Genomic DNA, 17,517 nt, shown 5'->3' on the forward strand with positions numbered 1-17,517 from the left:
GGAGATCCACCCCACACCCCTCTACGGGACTTCCCGCCCGCCCACGTACCGTCATGGGTATGAGCCCCACTCCCCCCGCCCGCCGCCTGCGCCTCGGTCTGCCCCGGCAGATGTTCGCGCAGGTGCTGCTGATGCAGGTGGCGATCGCCGCGGGAGTCGCGGTGCTCGCGACCGGACTGTTCCTCGCACCGCTCAGCGACCAGCTGGACGACCAGGCGATGCGCCGCGCGCTGTCGATCGCGCAGACCACCGCGGCCCAGCCGCAGATCGCCGAGGACCTGCTGAGTACGCCCGCCACGGCCGGCGGTCCGGTCCAGCGGGAGGCCGAGCGGATCCGCGAGGCGACCAAGGCCGAGTACATCGTGGTGATGGACCGGCGTGGGGTGCGCTGGTCCCACCCCACGTCGAGCGAGATCGGCAGAACCGTCTCGACCGACCCGGGCCAGGCCCTCGCCGGCCACGAGGTCATGCAGATCGACAGCGGCACCCTGGGCCGCACCGCCCGCGGCAAGGTGCCGCTGCGGGACGGCGACGGGGAGATCATCGGGGCGGTCTCGGTCGGAATCGCGTACGACAGCGTGCGGGCCCGCCTGCTGCACGCCATCCCCGGGCTGTTCGCCTACGCGGGCGGCGCCCTGGCGGTGGGCGCGCTGGCCGCCTGGCTCATTTCCCGCCGAGTCCAGCGGCAGACCCGTGACCTGGCCTTCTCCGACATCTCGGCGCTGCTCTCGGAGCGGGAGGCCATGCTGCACGGCATCCGGGAGGGCGTGGTCGCCCTGGACCGCGGCGGCCGTATCCGCCTCCTCAACGACGAGGCGCGACGTCTGCTCGGCATCGGTGACGAGGCTGTCGGCCGCTCCCTCGACGAGGCGCTCGGCGAGGGCCGTACGACCGACGTGCTGGCCGGCCGGGTCACCGGCACCGATCTGCTCACCGTCCGCGGCCAGCGCGTCCTGGTCGCCAACCGCATGCCCACCGACGACGGCGGCGCCGTCGCCACCCTGCGCGACCGCACCGAGCTGGAGCAGCTGGGCAGGGAGCTCGACTCGACGCGCGGCCTGATCGACGCCCTGCGCGCCCAGGATCATGAGCACGCCAACCGGATGCACACCCTCCTCGGGCTACTCGAACTGGAGATGTACGACGATGCCGTGGAGTTCGTCGGCGAGGTGGTCGGCGACCACCGGGCCACCGCGGAGCAGGTCGCCGAGAAGATCCAGGACCCGCTGCTCGCCGCTCTCCTGGTCGGCAAGGCGACCGTCGCGGCCGAGCGCGGCGTCGCGCTGCGCCTGGCGGACCGCACGGGGCTCCCGGACCGGCTGATCGACCCCAGGGGGCTCGTCACGATCGTCGGGAACCTCGTGGACAACGCGCTGGACGCCGTCGCGGGCACGCCGCACGCGCGCGTGGAGGTCGAACTGCGCGCCGAGGCGCGTACCGCGATCCTCAGGGTGCGCGACACGGGCCCGGGAATCCCCGAGGAGCAGCGCGAGTTGATCTTCACGGACGGGTGGTCCACCAAGAAGCGCCCGGCCCACCGCGAGCGTGGCATCGGTCTCTCCCTCGTACGCAGGCTCGCCGAACGCCAGGGTGGCAGTGCGACGGTGGGCGAGGCGGCCGGCGGGGGCGCGGAGTTCACGGTCGTCCTGCCCGAGGCACTGGCCGAGCCGGACCTGGAGCCCGCCCTCACCGCGCCGTCAGATGCGCAGCCCGTCGCCGAGGAGGAGTCGCGATGATCGAGGTCCTGGTCGTGGACGACGACACGCGCGTGGCGCGGGTCAACGCCGCCTACGTCGAGAAGGTGCCGGGCTTCCACGTCGCGGGCGAGGCGCACAGCGCGACGGAGGCGCTGCGCAAGGTGGAGGAACTGCCCGAGCTCGATCTGGTCCTGATGGATCACTATCTGCCCGACGGGACCGGTCTTTCGGTCGTCCAGGAGATGCGGCGACTCGGCCACCAGGCCGACGTGATCATGGTGACGGCGGCGCGGGACGTGTCCACGGTGCAGGCGGCGATGCGGTACGGCGCGCTGCAGTACCTGGTCAAGCCGTTCGCCTTCGCCGGCCTGCGCGCCAAGTTGGAGGCGTACGCCGAGCTGCGCCGCACCCTCGACGGCGGCGGCGAAGCGGAACAGGCCGAGGTGGACCGCATCTTCGGCGCCCTGTCGGCCGCCTCGGAGCCCGACCTGCCCAAGGGCCACTCCCCCACCACCGCGGAACTCGTACGCCGCTCCCTGATGAACGCCGAAGGCCCTCTGTCGGCCCAGGAGATCGCCGAGCGGACCGGGGTGAGCCGCCAGACCGCCCAGCGCTATCTCAAGCTCCTGGAGCGCACGGGGCGGGCCCGCCTCACCCTCAAGTACGGCGACGCGGGTCGCCCGGAACACCGTTACGTATGGGCGACCCGCGCCTGAGGCACGGCCCGTGGGGGCGGGGGAAGGAACCGTGCCCGCCCCTTCATACGGATGCGGGCCTCCCAAACGTCAGCCGTCCTGTGAACGTACGGCGGTGAAGGCGCCGCACGCGCCAGGGCGCACGCCCCCCGGCGGCATGGTCCGCAAGGCGCCCCCTAAACCGCCCCCGCCCCCGTCAGCGACCGCACCTCGGTCTCCGCGTGCTTGGCCTCGTCGGGGACCTCGGCCGAGGTGACGGTGCCGAGCCAGCCGGCGACGAAGCCCAGCGGGATCGAGACGAGGCCGGGGTTCTGCAGGGGGAAGTACTGGAAGTCGACCCCGGGGAACAGCGAGTCGGGGCTGCCCGACACCACCGGCGACAGCAGCACGAGCGCCACGGCCGGGATCAGACCGCCGTACACAGCCCATACGGCACCGCGTGTGGTGAAGTCCCGCCAGAACAGCGAATAGAGCAGCACCGGCAGGTTGGCGGACGCGGCGACGGCGAAGGCGAGGCCCACCAGGAAGGCGACGTTGAGGTCGCGGGCCAGCAGCCCGAGGGCGATCGCGACCACGCCGATGCCGACCGCGGCGACGCGTGCCACGGCCACCTCACTGCGGGGCTTGGCGCGCCGGCGCCGTAGCGAGGCGTACAGGTCGTGGGCCACCGAGGCCGAGGACGCGAGCGTGATACCGGCGACCACCGCGAGGATCGTGGCGAAGGCGATGGCGGCGACGAGGGCGAAGAGAACCGTTCCTCCGGTGGAGTCCGCGCCGCCGCCCAGATCGAGGGCGAGCAGCGGAACCGCCGTGTTCCCGGCCGCGTTGGACCCACGCACGGCCTCGGGCCCGACGATCGCGGCCGCGCCGAAGCCGAGGACGATGGTCATCAGATAGAAGCCGCCGATGAGCCCGATCGCCCAGACCACGGAGCGCCGTGCCGCGCGGGCGGTGGGCACGGTGAAGAAGCGGGACAGGATGTGCGGCAGTCCGGCGGTGCCCAGCACCAGCGCGAGGCCCAGGCTGATGAAGTCGAACCGGGACGTCCAGTCACCGCCGTACTTCAGCCCGGGCGCCAGGAACGCGTCACCGTGACCACTGCGCTCGGCCGCCGTGAGCAGCAGCCGGTCGAAGTCGCCGTGGAAGCGCAGCAGGACGAGCACGGTCAACGCGACGGTGCCGCTGAGCAGCAGGACGGCTTTGACGATCTGGATCCAGGTGGTGGCCCGCATCCCTCCCAACGACACATAGATCACCATCAGTGCGCCGACGCCGATGACGGTCCAGGCCTGCGCCGCCTCGCTCCTGCCCCCGAGCAGTAGGGCGACCAGCGTGCCCGCACCCACCATCTGCGCCACCAGATACAGAACGGACACGGTGACCGAGGAAGTTCCCGTCGCGATCCGCACCGGGCGCTCCCGCATCCGCGCGGCGACCACGTCGGCGAGGGTGAACCGTCCGCAGTTGCGCACCAGTTCGGCGACGAAGAACAGCACCACCAGCCAGGCCACGAGGAAGCCCACCGAGTACAGCAGCCCGTCGTAGCCGAACAGGGCGATGAGCCCGGTGACGCCGAGGAAGGAGGCGGCCGACATGTAGTCACCGGCGATGGCAAAACCATTCTCCATGGGCGTGAAGAGCCGACCGCCCGCGTAGAACTCCTCAGCGGAACCACGCCGGTTGCGGCTCGCCCACGTCGTGATCGCCAGCGTGATCGCGACGAACACGCCGAACAGCAGCAGCGCCAGGGTCTGGTGATCGACCGTCACGAGGCACCGCCCTGTGTGACGCGCGTCAACTCCTGTGTTTCCCAGCGCAGTTCGAGCGCGGCCCGGTCCCGGCGCAGCCGTGCGTGGCGGGCGTAGGCCCAGGTGAGCAGGAAGGTGGTGAGGAACTGCCCGAGCCCCGCGACCATGGCGACGTTCACGGCCCCCGTGACGGGCCGGGCCATCAGCCCCGGCGCGGCCGTGGCGGCCACGACGTACGCCACGTACCAGCAGAGGAACACGGCAACCGCCGGAACCACGAACCTCCGATAGCGGCTGCGCACCTCCCGGAAGGCCGCACTGCGCTGCACCTCGAGGTACACGTCGCCGACGACAGGCGGGGTGCTCTCGGGAGCGTGCGTATCGTCCGACTCCCCCCATCCGGAGGCGAGGGCGTCGTACCAGGGATCGTCGAGCCGCGCACCTCTGGCTCCGCGGGGACGACCGTCGCTTGAGTGCATGCCCAAGCATGGACAGAACGGAAAGATCCCCGACTCTTCTTCTTTGTGCGCTTCACCCCATCAGGTGACGCACCCCACAAAGCCCCGATACCGGATACCGTCCGGCAGCCGCCGACGGCGGGAGGCCCTCAAGGGGCCACCCGCACCCGACGACCGGCGCCGCTCAGTCCAGCGACTACGCGTCGATACGCGACCGGTCCAACGTCGCCGCCGAGCTGGAGATGAACTCCTTGCGCGGTGCCACGTCGTTCCCCATCAGCAGATCGAAGACCCGCTCGGCGGCTTCCAGATCGGAGAGGGTGATCCGGCGCAGCGTGCGGTGGCGCGGGTCCATCGTCGTCTCGGCCAGCTGATCGGCGTCCATCTCGCCGAGACCCTTGTAGCGCTGGATGGAGTCCTTGCAGCGCACGCCCTTGCTCTCGAACTCCATGAGCTTGTCGCGCAGCTCACGGTCCGAGTACGTGTAGACGTACTTGTCCTGCCCCTTCTTGGGCTGGACGAGCTCGATCCGGTGCAGGGGCGGCACCGCGGCGAACACCCGGCCCGCCTCGATCATCGGCCGCATGTAGCGCTGGAACAGCGTCAGCAGCAGCGTCCGGATGTGCGAGCCATCCACATCGGCGTCGGTCATCATGATGATCTTGCCGTAGCGCGCCGCATCGATGTCGAAGGTCCGGCCGGACCCCGCCCCTATGACCTGGATGATCGCGCCGCACTCGGTGTTCTTGAGCATGTCGGTCACGGACGACTTCTGGACGTTCAGGATCTTGCCGCGGATCGGCAGCAGCGCCTGGAACTCGGAGTTCCGGGCGAGCTTGGCGGTGCCGAGCGCGGAGTCCCCCTCGACGATGAACAGCTCGCTGCGGTCGACGTCGTCACTGCGGCAGTCGGCGAGCTTGGCGGGCAGCGACGAGGACTCCAGGGCCGTCTTCCGGCGCTGCGCGTCCTTGTGCTGGCGGGCCGCGATACGCGTACGGGCGGCCGCGACGGCCTTCTCGAGGACCACGCGCGCCTGTGCCGCGGCGTCCCGCTTGGTGGACGTCAGGAACGCCTTGAGCTCCCTGGCGATCACCGTGTTCACGATGCGCCGGGCCGCCGAGGTGCCGAGGACCTCCTTGGTCTGGCCCTCGAACTGCGGCTCGGCGAGGCGCACGGTGACGACCGCGGTGAGCCCCTCCAGGGCGTCGTCCTTGACGATGTCGTCCTCGGCCACGCGCAGCATCTTCTTGGTGCGCAGCACCTCGTTCATGGTGCTGGTCACGGCCGTCTCGAAGCCCGCGACGTGGGTGCCGCCCTTGGGGGTGGCGATGATGTTCACGAACGACTTCAGGGTCGTGTCGTATCCCGTGCCCCACCGCATGGCGACGTCGACGTCGAGCTCTCGGGTGACCTGGGTGGGGGTCATCTGACCGTGCTCGTCCAGGACCGGGACGGTCTCCTTGAAGGTGCCCTGACCGCCGAAGCGGAGGACGTCACAGACCGGCTTGTCGGCCGCCAGGTACTCGCAGAACTCGCTGATGCCGCCGTCGAAGCGGAAGGACTCCTCGCCCTTGCTGCCGCCCTCGCCGAGGCCGAACTCGTCACGGACGACGATCGTCAGGCCGGGCACCAGGAAGGCGGTCTGGCGGGCGCGCTGGTGCAGGTTCTCCAGGGATAGCTTGGCGTCCTTGAGGAAGATCTGGCGGTCGGCCCAGTACCGCACGCGCGTGCCGGTGCGGGTCTTGGGGATCTTCCTGCCCTTGCGCAGACCGCCCGTGGCCTCGAACTTCGCGGTCGGGCCGTCGGCGGCGAAGGCTCCGGGCACGCCGCGCCGGAAGCTGATGGCGTGCGTGTTGCCGTTGCGGTCCACCTCGACGTCCAGCCGCGCGGACAGGGCGTTCACCACGGAGGCGCCCACGCCGTGCAGACCGCCGGAGGCGGCGTACGAGCCGCCACCGAACTTGCCGCCGGCGTGCAGCTTGGTCATGACGACCTCGATGCCGGACAGACCGGTCTTGGGCTCGACGTCGACCGGGATGCCCCGGCCGTTGTCCCGGACCTCCACGGAGCCGTCGTCGTGGAGGATCACCTCGATGTGGTCGCAGTAGCCACCGAGGGCCTCGTCGACGGAGTTGTCGATGATCTCCCACAGGCAGTGCATCAGACCGCGGCTGTCGGTCGAACCGATGTACATGCCCGGGCGCTTGCGTACGGCCTCGAGTCCTTCGAGGACGAGCAGGTGCCGCGCGGTGTAGTTGGACCCGTCCCGGTCTGCTCCTGCCAGCAGCGCTGTGGACGGCACGGACGTCTCGGCGGTCACGCGGTTCGCTCCTCGCTGAATTTCAGGTGACGCCCTGATGGGTAAGGGCGCGGCTTCGGTCGCCGTCAAGAGGGTACCGAGGCCTGGTAGAGCCGTTGTAACGCCACCCTCGTGCGAAACACAGACTAGTCCAGAGTCGCATGCGTGTTCGATCCCTCGATGGGGTGAAGTACATATCACGTTCCCTTCCAGGCATGAACCATTTAGGCTCCGGGCACGTCCTCATGAACAAACCGGCAAGCCAGCCGGGAGGACCTGACCTTGACCGACCGCGCGAAACCGTAAGCAAGACAGAGACGCAATACGGCACATTCGCCGCCAAGCCGGCAGCAGCCGGCCGCCCCGGAAAAATTTCACTCTGGGAGAAGCCACGAGCGGGAACGTTTTGGGGCTGGTTGGATGTTGACCCTGGTACGACAGCTCGTCGAGCTAGAGAAGAGGCGACGTGACTACTGTTCTGACCCCCGCGAGCCCGCTGACGGCCGCTGACCGCTGCGACCGTTGCGGCGCCCAGGCGTACGTGCGCGTCGTCCTGCTCAGCGGCGGTGAACTGCTCTTCTGCGCCCACCATGGTCGCAAGTTCGAGCCGGAACTCAAGAAGATCGCCGCTGAGATACAGGACGAGACGGAGCGGCTTACGTCCGTTCCCGCATCGGCGTCCGAAGAAGAGCGCTGACACCTCGCATACACGACGAGCCAGCTCCGGCGCAGGCCGGCTGACGGGCGGCTGTCCCTGGCGTCAGGGACAGCCGCCCGCGCTCATAACCGCGGCTCCTCAGGCCCGGTCGGCAGCCCGGACGGTCCAGCGCAGAGTCCGTGTGATCTCGGACACCCGCGTGTAGACGCCGGGACTGCCCGCACGACCGCAGCCGGTGCCCCAGGACACCAGCCCGATCAGCTTCCCCTGAGCGACCAGCGGCCCTCCGCTGTCCCCCTGGCAGGCGTCCCGCCCTCCGAGCGGTTCCCCGGCACAGACCATGCTGTCGGCCAGGTACCTGCCTTCACCGCCGCCCGGATACGCCTTCCTGCACAGAGCGTCGGGCAGCACATGCACACGCGCCGCCCGCAGCCCTCGCGCGTAGTCACCCGCGCCCGTGATGTCCCCCCACCCGTAGACCAGGGCCGCCGCCCCCGGCACATAGGCGGGATCGCCGGGGCCCGCCATCCCGATCACCGAGCGGGACGGAAGCGGCTGGGCGAGGGTGAGCACGGCGAAGTCGCCCGCGTTGGTGGCGCTGTCGTAGTCCGGATTCACCCAGGTGCGCCGGACGCGGATCTCCTGACCACCGCTCGACAGCAGATCCGTACGGCCCGCGATGACACTGAAGTCGCTCAGTTGGTCCGGCGTGGTCCCGAGGACCTCCTCGCTCATGCAGTGGGCCGCGGTGAGGACGGTGGTACGACTGACCGCCACACCGACGCAGAACTGACCGGCCCGGGTACCTCCGAACCGGTCACGACTGGACAGCGCGACGGTCCAGGGACTGTGTGACACATCGACAGGGAATCCGCCGATGACGACCCTGTCGGCAGCCGCAGGGGCGGCGGACATCAGTGGTATGGCGGCGGCGGCCGCCGCCAGCACCAGCGGCCGGGCCAGCGCCCGGGCAAAGGTACGACGCATGACGCTCCTCACTCTCGGGTGGTCATGGGAAACCCAGAGTGAGTCAGGCCGCCGCACCCCGCACCTGCGGCGACAGCGCGAAGGCCCGGTCTCCACGCGGGAGACCGGGCCTTGTGTGTCGTACGGCTGCGACCTAGTCGAGGTAGTCGCGCAGCACCTGGGACCGCGACGGGTGGCGGAGCTTCGACATGGTCTTGGACTCGATCTGGCGGATGCGCTCGCGCGTGACGCCGTACACCTTGCCGATCTCGTCGAGGGTCTTCGGCTGACCGTCGGTGAGACCGAAGCGCATGGAGACGACGCCCGCCTCGCGCTCGGACAGGGTGTCGAGAACCGAGTGCAGCTGCTCCTGGAGGAGCGTGAAGCTGACCGCGTCGGCCGGGACGACGGCCTCGGAGTCCTCGATGAGGTCACCGAACTCGCTGTCGCCGTCCTCGCCCAGCGGGGTGTGCAGGGAGATGGGCTCGCGGCCGTACTTCTGGACCTCGATGACCTTCTCCGGGGTCATGTCGAGTTCCTTGGCCAGCTCCTCCGGGGTGGGCTCGCGGCCCAGGTCCTGGAGCATCTGGCGCTGCACGCGCGCGAGCTTGTTGATGACCTCGACCATGTGCACCGGGATACGGATGGTGCGGGCCTGGTCGGCCATGGCACGGGTGATCGCCTGGCGGATCCACCAGGTGGCGTACGTGGAGAACTTGTAGCCCTTGGTGTAGTCGAACTTCTCGACCGCGCGGATCAGACCGAGGTTGCCCTCCTGGATCAGGTCCAGGAAGAGCATGCCGCGGCCGGTGTAGCGCTTGGCCAGGGAGACCACCAGACGGAGGTTGGCCTCCAGGAGGTGGTTCTTGGCGCGGCGGCCGTCCTCGGCGATGATCTCCAGCTCGCGCTTGAGCTTCGGTGCGAGCTTGTCGGCGTTGGCCAGCTTGTCCTCGGCGAACAGACCGGCCTCGATGCGCTTGGCGAGCTCGACCTCCTGCTCGGCGTTGAGCAGCGGGACCTTGCCGATCTGCTTGAGGTAGTCCTTGACCGGGTCGGCGGTGGCACCGGCGGCCGCGACCTGCTGCGCGGGCGCGTCGTCCTCGTCCTCGTCGGACAGCACGAAGCCGGCGCTCTCGGCACCCTCGGGCTCGTCGCCGGGCTTGGCGTCCTCGAGGACCTCTTCCTCGACCAGCTCGGCGTCGTCCTTCTTGGCGGTGGTCTTCTTGGCCGCCGTCTTCTTGGCGACGGTCTTCTTCGCGACGGCCTTCTTGGCGGTCGTCGCCTTCTTGGCAGCGGTCTTCTTGGCGGCGGCCTCGTCCTCGACAGCGGATTCGGCGGCGGGCGCTGCCGGGGTGGCGGTGGCGGTGGCCTTCTTGGTGGTCACCGTCTTGGCCGCGACCGTCTTGGTGGCGGTGCGCTTGGCCGGACTCTTAGCTGCGACGCTCTTTCGGGTGCGCTTGGGCTCCGCGGCACTGACCATCAGCGTCACACCCTCTTCCTCGAGGATCTGGTTGAGGCTGCGCAGTACGTTCTTCCACTGAGTGGCCGGAATCTGGTCGGCTTCGAAGGCCCGACGCACATCGTCGCCGGCGATCTGCCCCTCAGCCTTTCCCCGCTCGATAAGAGCCATGACAGAGACGGACTCGGCGATCTCCGGCGGGAGCGTACGGGATGTGCTGGCCGACACGAACAACCTCTCGGAACGTTGGAAAACGGCTTCCGGCCCCGTCCACGGCGGACAGGAGCCGACCACCGACCTGGGGATGGGCCGACGGTGCGGGCGGGGGCCTGGAGGATGCACAGCGCCTTGAGCGGCGTCTGTATTCCCTCCTCGGCTGTCACCTCTTAGGTCATCGCGCTGTTTCCCCGAGCGTTACGCCCAATCTGCGTGGCCCGAGTCACATCCCGTAATCGATCAAAAACGGACAGACAAGGGCAGAAGAGGTCACCCACAGCTGTGGACCATGCACTGTACTGCGATTCCGCGGCCTCGTTGCACCGTCGGACCCGCAGGATCCGTGGGGATCCTGCGGGTCCGACGGGAGGATGCACAGACCGAAGCGGCGCCCAAGGAGGGGGAGGCGTCGTCCTCAGTCGCGCACCGGGTGTGCGGTCAGTGCTCGCGGGGTGCGGGCACCACGCGCTCGACCTCGGGATGAACGGTGAGCAGCTGGCGCATGGCCGTCTCGGCGGCAGCGCCGTCGCCGGCGGCGAGGGCGTCGACGATCCTGCTGTGCTGCGCCAGCGACGCTTCGTTCGGCCGGTCACAACCCGTGACAGGGCCGCCGGAGACCTGAAGGGCGGCCGAGACGATCCCCGACAGGTGCTCCAGCATGCGGTTGCCCGCCACCTGGATGAGCAGCGAGTGGAACTCGGTGTCGGCGCGGGAGAAGGTGAGCACGTCGCCCTGGCCCATCGCGTGGCTCATGATCTCGACCATGTCGGCGAGCCGCTGCTGGACGTCGTCACGCCCGTGCCCGGCCGCGAGGCGGGCGGCCAGCGGCTCGATCGTCCAGCGCAGCTCGCTCAGCTCCCGGCGCTGATCGTCGCGCTGCGGCCCGAAGGCACGCCACTCGATGATGTCCGGGTCGAGGAGGTTCCAGTCGCTGACGGGACGCACGCGCGTGCCGACGTTCGGGCGGGCGCTGACCAGGCCCTTGGCCTCCAGGACGCGGAGCGACTCACGGACGACGGTGCGGGAGACCTCGAAACGCTGGCCGATCTCCTCGGGCACGAGCGGACGGTCGGCGCCCAGGTCGCCGGAGACGATCATCTGGCCGAGCTGCTGGACGAGTTGGCCGTGCAGCCCGCGTCCGCGGCTGCCGGCGGCGCGCCTGCCGACACGGCCCAGGTCCGGGTCCGCGCCTTCCCAGACGGGGGATCCGACGCGGTCGGCGACGGGGGCCTCGGCGTAGGGGTAGCGGTCGAGTTCGCCCGGGCCGGCGAGACCGGAGTCGGCGGCGCGGGCGGCGGTCATCATGGTGTGCGCAAGGGTACTCACGGATCCTTTGTCGGCGCCGTCCCCAACTCCCTTGAGGTCTTTGGTGAAAAGCACACGAAAGGGTGATCGCTCACCCCATCGCAATTGACGCCTTATCGGAAAGAAATGGGCTTTCCCCGGGGAGTTGTGGGCACGACGGATCCGGGAAGGGCAGGGACGGTCGTCATCGAACCCTGCTGCGCGTGGTCGTGAGCAGATAGGCGGCGAGCAGCGTGGCCAGCGACAACGTCAGTGCGCCTCCGACGGGTTGGGCGATCACACGCGTGACGGCGGCCAGATAGCGTTCCCCGCCGAACGGCCACTGGGACAGGAGCACTTCGCGCAGCCGCAGCGGAAATCCGGCCGCCGTGCGCACCGACGGCCCTTCCATCGCCTTCTGTACGAGGGGCATGAGGAGAACGGGTACGGCGACCACCGCCGCGAGCCCCGCCGTGGTCGACCGGAAGAGACCCGCGGCCAGGACGCCGGCCCAGGCGCAGCCCACCATGAGCCCGATCCAACTCGCGCTCAGCGAAAGCCAGTCGGCGGGAACCTCCGCGAGTTCCCGTCCGTAGACGAGATAGAGCACTTCGATGTCGCAGCCGACGGTGAGGAAGGCCAGCACCAGCGCGGTGGCCGAGGCGACGAGGAGTTTCGCGGCCAGCAGCCCCAGCCGGCGGGGGACGGTGCCGCGATCCGCCGCCAGGGCGGGGTGGCGGAACTCCTCGCCGAACGCGATCGCCCCGAGCAGCCCGGCCCCGAGCGCCGCGGGCGGCAGCGGAAGCTCCCGCGGCCAGGCGACCAGCAGCCGCGGATGCGGCGTGTGCCCGACCCGGGCGAGCAGTACGGCGGTGAGGGCGGAGACCACGAGTACGGCGCCGGCGGTGAGGAAGCCGGTGCCGACTCCGGCGGCGCGACGGAGTTCGTAGCGGAGGGGGCGGAGGGGGCTGGGGGCGGGGCGGACCGAGATGGGGGGTGGGAGGTCGGGAAGGTGGTCGGGAGAGGAGGCGGGGAGGCGCGAGCCGGCTGACTGCGGGCTCGCTTGCGAGGAAGGCCCGTGGCCCGCGGTCGGCGCGTCGGCCTGTCGTGGCTCGCCGGCGGGCGTGTGGAGCGCGGTCGGCCTTCCGTCCGGCGTCGGTGATGCCTCGCGCGGCGCGGGGAGGTCATCGGCCGAGGCTGAGGCTGATCCTTTGTGCCGCACCGACACCCGCACCGGCGGCGTGGCCGCCCACTCACGATCACGTGCCGCCATGGCTTCACGGGCGGGCTTGAGCGGCGCCTCGTCGGCTTGCCGCTCTGCAGAGAGGTCCGCTTGCCGCTCCACCGAGAGGTCCGCCGCGGCAGCCGGCCCCATGTCCCCGATCTCGTCGGCGAGTTGGTGGACGAGGATGCCGTGGCGGTAGGCGATATCGCCGATCACGGCGCATGTACTGCCGTACACGGAGAGGCGGTTGCCGCTCTCGCGCACGACCTCCACCGAGCGCTGAGTGGTGCGCGCCTCCTTGGTGAGGAGGGCGGCCAGGCGGGATGCGTGCGGGGTGCGGACGGCGACGCGGGGGCGCAGCCGGGTGCGGGCGAAGTCGGTGGCCTCCTGGTCGGCCACGAGCCTGCCCCGCTCCAGGGTGACGACCCGGTCGGCGGTGCGTGCGGCGTCCTTGGGGTCGGCCGTGGTCAGCAGGACCGTGCCGCCCTGGGCCGCGTGCGCGCCCAGCATGCGGTGCAGCCAACGGCTCTCGCGGGTCGAGAGCCCGTCCGCGGGTTCGTCGAGCACGAGGGTGTGCGGGTCGGCGAGGAGCGCGCAGGCCAGACCCAGGCGGCGGTCCATGCCGCGCGAGAGGGTGCCGAGGCGTTCGTCGCGCAGGCTGACGAGACCGACCACCTCCAGGACTTCGTCGGCGCGCCGTGCCGGGACGCCCGCGGCGGCGCACAGCATGCGCAGATGGCCGCGGACGGTGCGGGCCGGGTGCCCCGGGACATCGCCCAGAACCACACCGACCTCGCGCGACGGATGGGCGATGCGATGCAGGGGACGACCTCTGAAGTAGGTGATCCCACGGCCGGGTTGGAGTTCGAGCATGAGTCTGAGCGCCGTCGTCTTGCCCGCTCCCGCCGCCCCGAGCAGCGCGGTGACACGGCCCGCGCACGCCTCGAAGGACACGTCGTCGACGGCGGGGGGAAGCTGCTTGCGAGGGTCGCTGGTCAGTCCGATGGCCTGGATCACCCTCAGCAAGATAGCGCGTTATGTCCGTTTTTCCGGGCAGCGCAAGGCCCGTAGCCCGGGCGGCAGTCGACCGGACCGGATCCTTGTTCGCCTTTGCTCGCCCGTACTCGCCCCTCGTGCCTGCTGTTCCAGGCGCGCGGGTCAGACCTCGGGGCGCAGCATCGGGGGGTTGAGGAGCGTGGCTCCGCCGGCCCGGAAGAGCTGGGCGGGGCGGCCTCCCTGGCGTGTGGTGGTGCCGCCGGTGGGGACGAGGAAGCCCGGCGTGCCCGTCACCTTGCGGTGGAAGTTGCGGGGGTCGAGCGCCACGCCCCACACGGCCTCGTAGACCCGGCGCAGCTCGCCGACCGTGAACTCGGTGGGGCAGAACGCCGTCGCCAGCGACGAGTACTCGATCTTGGAGCGAGCACGCTCCACCCCGTCGGCCAGGATCTGCGCATGGTCGAAGGCGAGCGGTGCGACGGGTTCGCCGTCGCGACCGTGGGCGCCCTGCTGCAGCAGTTCGTCGACCGGCGCCCAGCGGGCGTTGCTGGCGTCGCCACCCGCGCGGGGCGCGGGCAGGTCGGGGGCCAGCGCGAGGTGGGCGACGCTGACCACGCGCATCCGAGGGTCCCGCTTGGGGTCGCCGTAGGTCGCCAGCTGCTCCAGGTGGGCACCGTTGTCCTGTGCGGGAACGGCCGGGTCGTGGGCGCGCAGCCCGGTCTCCTCTGCCAACTCGCGTGCCGCCGCCTGCGCCAGGTCCTCGTCGGCCCGTACGAACCCGCCGGGCAGTGCCCAGCGCCCCTGGAACGGCGGTTCGCCCCTGCGCACCGCCAGCGCGCACAGGGCATGGCGGCGCACGGTCAGCACGACCAGGTCCACGGTGACGGCAAAGGGCGGAAAGGCTGACGGGTCGTAGGGCATGCGGCGATCATAGTCGTCTGCTTGACGATAAACACTCCCTTCACCGGTCCCATCGACGGTTGATCCAATTCGGCCGGAATGCACCTCACCGACGTCCCGCATGGCGTGCCACGTGGCGTCGTCCGAGGTCACGCAGGTCGTGCCGGATCGCGACGTCCGAGGTCACGCTCGCAGCTGGAGTCCGTCGGCCGCCTCCTCGACCATGGCGAGGCCCAGCCTGCTGACGCGTAGCGAGAAGGGGGCACCGGCGACGCGCAAGCCCGTCAGGACGATCTCGCCCAGCGGGGCGCTGCGCATCGGCCGCAGGGTGATCGTCCCTCCGGGAGCGTCCGGGCGGATGCCTGCGAGCGTGGTCAGCAGGAGCACTCCGGCCGCCGCCGACGTGGCTGCGGGGCGGCAGGCCGCGGGGTGTGGGACGGGAGCGCTCCCGTCAGTGCGCTGCACCCCCGCGTACATCTCGGGGAGCCGGTGGCCGAACGCCTCTGCCGCCGCCAGGACGCCCCGCAGCAGCGCGCTCGCCTCCTTCTCGTAGTCGGCCGCGGCCAGGCCCGCGACGGCGAGCGCGGTCGCGTGGACCCGCACGGCGCCGCTGCGGTGACCGAACGGGTTGTGCCCCGCCTCCTTCGCGCCCAGCCCTCGAAGGCCCCAGCCCGAGTCCATGGCCGGAGCGCCGAGCAGTCGGGCGAGTTGTTCGGTCCGCACCTTGTCGAGCAGGCCGGGCGCCAGTTCTCCCCCACCCAGCAGGCCGGTGTCGAGGAGATGGACGGCTGCGGCGCCCAGATGTGGCACAAGGCGTCCGTCCGGGGCCAGGGCGGCGGCGGGTCGCCCACCGCCCACGTCGTCGATCCAGAGATCCGCACGGAACGCCGTCCGCAGCGCCCCGGCCCACTCCCGCAGCCCAGCGCCGCCCGGTCTGCCGCAGGCGTCGAGGAGATCGGCACCGAGCAGTGCCGCACGATGGGCGTGGGCCTGGGTCTCGCAGCGGACGGGACCGCCGGGGTGCGGGTCGCGCAGATACGTACCGTCGCCCACGGTGGTCCGCAGCCAGGTCAGGCACCGCTCGGCCACCGGGAGGAGCTCCTGCGTCTCGGCCTCGGGCATGCCCCAGCGTCGGGCTTCCGCGAGCAGCGCGGGGAAGAGCAGCGTGGCCTCCGTGCCGGTGCAGCCCGGGGGCAGGTGCGTGCCCGCGTCCCGGATCGGGCCGGGGATCATGCCGAACCGCGCTCCCTGGCCCCGGAGTTGGGTGCGGGCGAGCGTGCGCAGCGTGCCCACGGCCAGCCGAGTGCCCAAGGGCAGGGTCATCCGGGCCGCGGCCAGGGTGTCGGCCGGGGCCGGACCGCAGCGCCAGGGCACTCCGGCGGCAAGGTGGGTGTCGGAGGGGAGGGCGGGGTCACGCAGCAGAAGGGCCTGGAGGTCCTCGATGCTCGTCCGCAGCAGGCCCCGCACTCCGGGGTCGTCGCCGGACGCCCGCGCGGACGCCAGCGGGCTGGTCGCCGCGCGCCCCACGGCCCGCAGGGGTCCCGCGCCGTCCGGCCGCACCCGCAGCTCGATGCTCGCGCTGCCGCCCGGGGGCAGTGCGAACTCCCAGCGCAGCAGCCCCGCGGAGGCCAGCGCGTCAGTGGGCGGCGGGTCGGCCGTCACCGTCGAGTTGCCTCTGGGGGACGACCAGCGCAGCCCGGAGTCGTGGACGCTGGCGGGCAGTTCCGGTCCCGGGTTGCCGCACGCGATCGCACCGAGGTCGGCCAGGTCCGCGCCGAGGGCGACCTCGACCGGCACCCGCAGGGGGCGAACGGCCGCGCTGGTCAGCGTGATCAGCTCGGTGCCGTCCGCGTGACGGGTTCGCTCGACGACGACGTCCGGGTCGGGGCCGGTCTGCGGAGAGACGCGCAGCGTGCCGACGAAGCGGGCGCGGTCTGCGGACGTCATCCGGGCCTGTAACGCCAGTGGTTCGCGTCCGGCCACACGGAGTTGGCAGCGGGAGAGCACACGCCGGCCCGCGCGGTAGAAGCCCTCCAGTCCCCGGCCGGTCAACTGCCCCTGGTTCGTGGAGATGGCGAGGCCCGGCAGGGCGACGCAGATCATGGCGTCGTGGGTGGGAGGGAGGTCGGTGGGCCGGAGTGCTGAGGAAGGTGGTGTCGGTGAGGGGGCCGTTGGCCGAGTCGGCGAGAGGGCGTCTTGAGGTGGGCGGGAAGACGGGCGGGAGCGCCGCGCGGGGTCGGCATGCGGCGGCGATGTCGAGCCCCGGTCGACGGGCGACGCGGGCGCGGGGCTCGGGCTCCGGTTTGTCGGCCTCCCCCGCGGTGTCGGCCCTGTCGGCTGCACGGGGAGCTCGGCCCGTCCGGCCCACGGGTATGTGCGACCGCCCTGGTCTGCCGTCGGCAGCCGAACAGGGGGTGGGGTCCGGTCCGCTGACAGGGCAGCGGGTAGGCCCTGACCCACCGGGTCCGGAGGGGACGAGCCACCTGGAGAGGGCCGCCCGCGGCTGCTCGGTGGGGAACTGCGAGCGGCGTCGCTCGGAGGTCGGGGCGCGACCCGCCCCGAGCCGAACTCGCCCGGAGGCGGACCTTCGTCCAGCCCGAAGGACGGCAACGGTCCATCGGCTGTCGTGCGATCGTCGGCGGCCGGGGACGTCGGAGTGGGCTGTGGCATGGCGGCTTCCTCTGTGCTCAGTGCGCCTCGGGTGGGTGCGGCGCCGGCCGGGGGATCCGGAGTGACAGGGGCGGTGGGGCGGCCCGGCCGGTCGAGCCGTTCCGCCACTCAGGTGAACGGGGAGGGACTCCCCCGGGTCACGCCCGGGACGGGGTGACCCCGCCTGAAGGGAGCCGCGTTCAGCGTGTTCACCAGGAAGGTTGAGGCGGTGCGGGCGCCGACGCGCAGTCTGCGCCGATCGCATCC

The 17,517-nt window shown here is 71.2% G+C and carries 12 protein-coding genes; 3 read left to right on the plus strand and 9 right to left on the minus strand.

Going from position 1 to position 17,517, the window contains the following annotated elements; translation table 11 throughout:
• Positions 1-59 precede the first annotated feature (59 nt).
• Both BLU79_RS33460 and BLU79_RS33465 read left to right on the plus strand, forming a co-directional pair.
• Positions 60-1,736: a sensor histidine kinase gene (locus BLU79_RS33460; RefSeq protein ID WP_177001274.1), complete on the plus strand. Its 1,677-nt coding sequence runs from the start codon at positions 60-62 to the stop codon at positions 1,734-1,736.
• Entirely contained in the window at positions 1,733-2,413 is a 681-nt protein-coding gene (locus BLU79_RS33465) for a response regulator (protein ID WP_093909728.1), read from the plus strand. Before BLU79_RS33460 ends, BLU79_RS33465 begins: the two co-directional genes overlap by 4 nt.
• A gap of 155 nt (positions 2,414-2,568) precedes the next feature.
• Here BLU79_RS33465 and BLU79_RS33470 read toward each other — a convergent pair whose 3' ends face one another.
• The 3 genes from BLU79_RS33470 to BLU79_RS33480 form a co-directional block, all read right to left on the minus strand.
• The gene (locus tag BLU79_RS33470; RefSeq protein WP_093909729.1) at positions 2,569-4,161 is read right to left on the minus strand and encodes a solute symporter family protein; all 1,593 of its coding nucleotides are present in this window, start codon (positions 4,159-4,161) and stop codon (positions 2,569-2,571) included.
• Positions 4,158-4,619, minus strand: coding sequence for a DUF485 domain-containing protein (locus BLU79_RS33475; RefSeq protein ID WP_093909730.1), 462 nt, complete (start codon positions 4,617-4,619; stop codon positions 4,158-4,160). The genes BLU79_RS33470 and BLU79_RS33475 overlap by 4 nt, the downstream gene beginning before the upstream one ends.
• A gap of 175 nt (positions 4,620-4,794) precedes the next feature.
• Positions 4,795-6,918: a DNA gyrase/topoisomerase IV subunit B gene (locus tag BLU79_RS33480; RefSeq protein ID WP_093909731.1), complete on the minus strand. Its 2,124-nt coding sequence runs from the start codon at positions 6,916-6,918 to the stop codon at positions 4,795-4,797.
• Positions 6,919-7,363: 445 nt separating this feature from the next.
• Between BLU79_RS33480 and BLU79_RS33485 the strand changes: the two genes are divergently transcribed.
• A complete protein-coding gene (locus BLU79_RS33485) occupies positions 7,364-7,594 on the plus strand; it encodes a DUF7455 domain-containing protein (RefSeq protein ID WP_030945102.1) in 231 nt (76 codons plus the stop codon).
• Between the two features lie 99 nt (positions 7,595-7,693).
• On the opposite strand, the gene BLU79_RS33490 is transcribed toward BLU79_RS33485, so the two are convergent.
• From BLU79_RS33490 to BLU79_RS33515, 6 genes are all read right to left on the minus strand, one after another.
• Positions 7,694-8,542 (minus strand): serine protease, encoded by an 849-nt coding sequence (locus BLU79_RS33490; RefSeq protein WP_093909732.1) that lies wholly within the window; start codon positions 8,540-8,542, stop codon positions 7,694-7,696.
• A gap of 133 nt (positions 8,543-8,675) precedes the next feature.
• On the minus strand, positions 8,676-10,208 hold the full coding sequence (locus tag BLU79_RS33495; protein WP_093909784.1) for an RNA polymerase sigma factor: 1,533 nt from the start codon (positions 10,206-10,208) through the stop codon (positions 8,676-8,678).
• 426 nt (positions 10,209-10,634) lie between these two features.
• Positions 10,635-11,522 (minus strand): FadR/GntR family transcriptional regulator, encoded by an 888-nt coding sequence (locus tag BLU79_RS33500; RefSeq protein WP_093909733.1) that lies wholly within the window; start codon positions 11,520-11,522, stop codon positions 10,635-10,637.
• A 163-nt stretch (positions 11,523-11,685) separates the two neighbouring features.
• On the minus strand, positions 11,686-13,722 hold the full coding sequence (locus tag BLU79_RS33505; protein ID WP_093909734.1) for an ABC transporter ATP-binding protein: 2,037 nt from the start codon (positions 13,720-13,722) through the stop codon (positions 11,686-11,688).
• Between the two features lie 141 nt (positions 13,723-13,863).
• Positions 13,864-14,622: an NUDIX hydrolase gene (locus BLU79_RS33510; RefSeq protein WP_093909735.1), complete on the minus strand. Its 759-nt coding sequence runs from the start codon at positions 14,620-14,622 to the stop codon at positions 13,864-13,866.
• A 162-nt stretch (positions 14,623-14,784) separates the two neighbouring features.
• A complete protein-coding gene (locus BLU79_RS33515; protein ID WP_093909736.1) occupies positions 14,785-16,704 on the minus strand; it encodes a glycogen debranching N-terminal domain-containing protein in 1,920 nt (639 codons plus the stop codon).
• Positions 16,705-17,517: the final 813 nt, after the last annotated feature.

Source organism: Streptomyces sp. cf386 (assembly GCF_900103585.1).
Taxonomy (GTDB): Bacteria; Actinomycetota; Actinomycetes; order Streptomycetales; family Streptomycetaceae; genus Streptomyces.

Coding starts and splice junctions, on each gene's coding strand:
- BLU79_RS33460 (WP_177001274.1), top strand. CDS start 60: ATGAGCCCCACTCCCCCCGCCCGCCGCCTGCGCCTCGGTCTGCCCCGG.
- BLU79_RS33465 (WP_093909728.1), top strand. CDS start 1,733: ATGATCGAGGTCCTGGTCGTGGACGACGACACGCGCGTGGCGCGGGTC.
- BLU79_RS33475 (WP_093909730.1), bottom strand. CDS start 4,619: ATGCACTCAAGCGACGGTCGTCCCCGCGGAGCCAGAGGTGCGCGGCTC.
- BLU79_RS33490 (WP_093909732.1), bottom strand. CDS start 8,542: ATGCGTCGTACCTTTGCCCGGGCGCTGGCCCGGCCGCTGGTGCTGGCG.
- BLU79_RS33510 (WP_093909735.1), bottom strand. CDS start 14,622: ATGCCCTACGACCCGTCAGCCTTTCCGCCCTTTGCCGTCACCGTGGAC.
- BLU79_RS33515 (WP_093909736.1), bottom strand. CDS start 16,704: ATGATCTGCGTCGCCCTGCCGGGCCTCGCCATCTCCACGAACCAGGGG.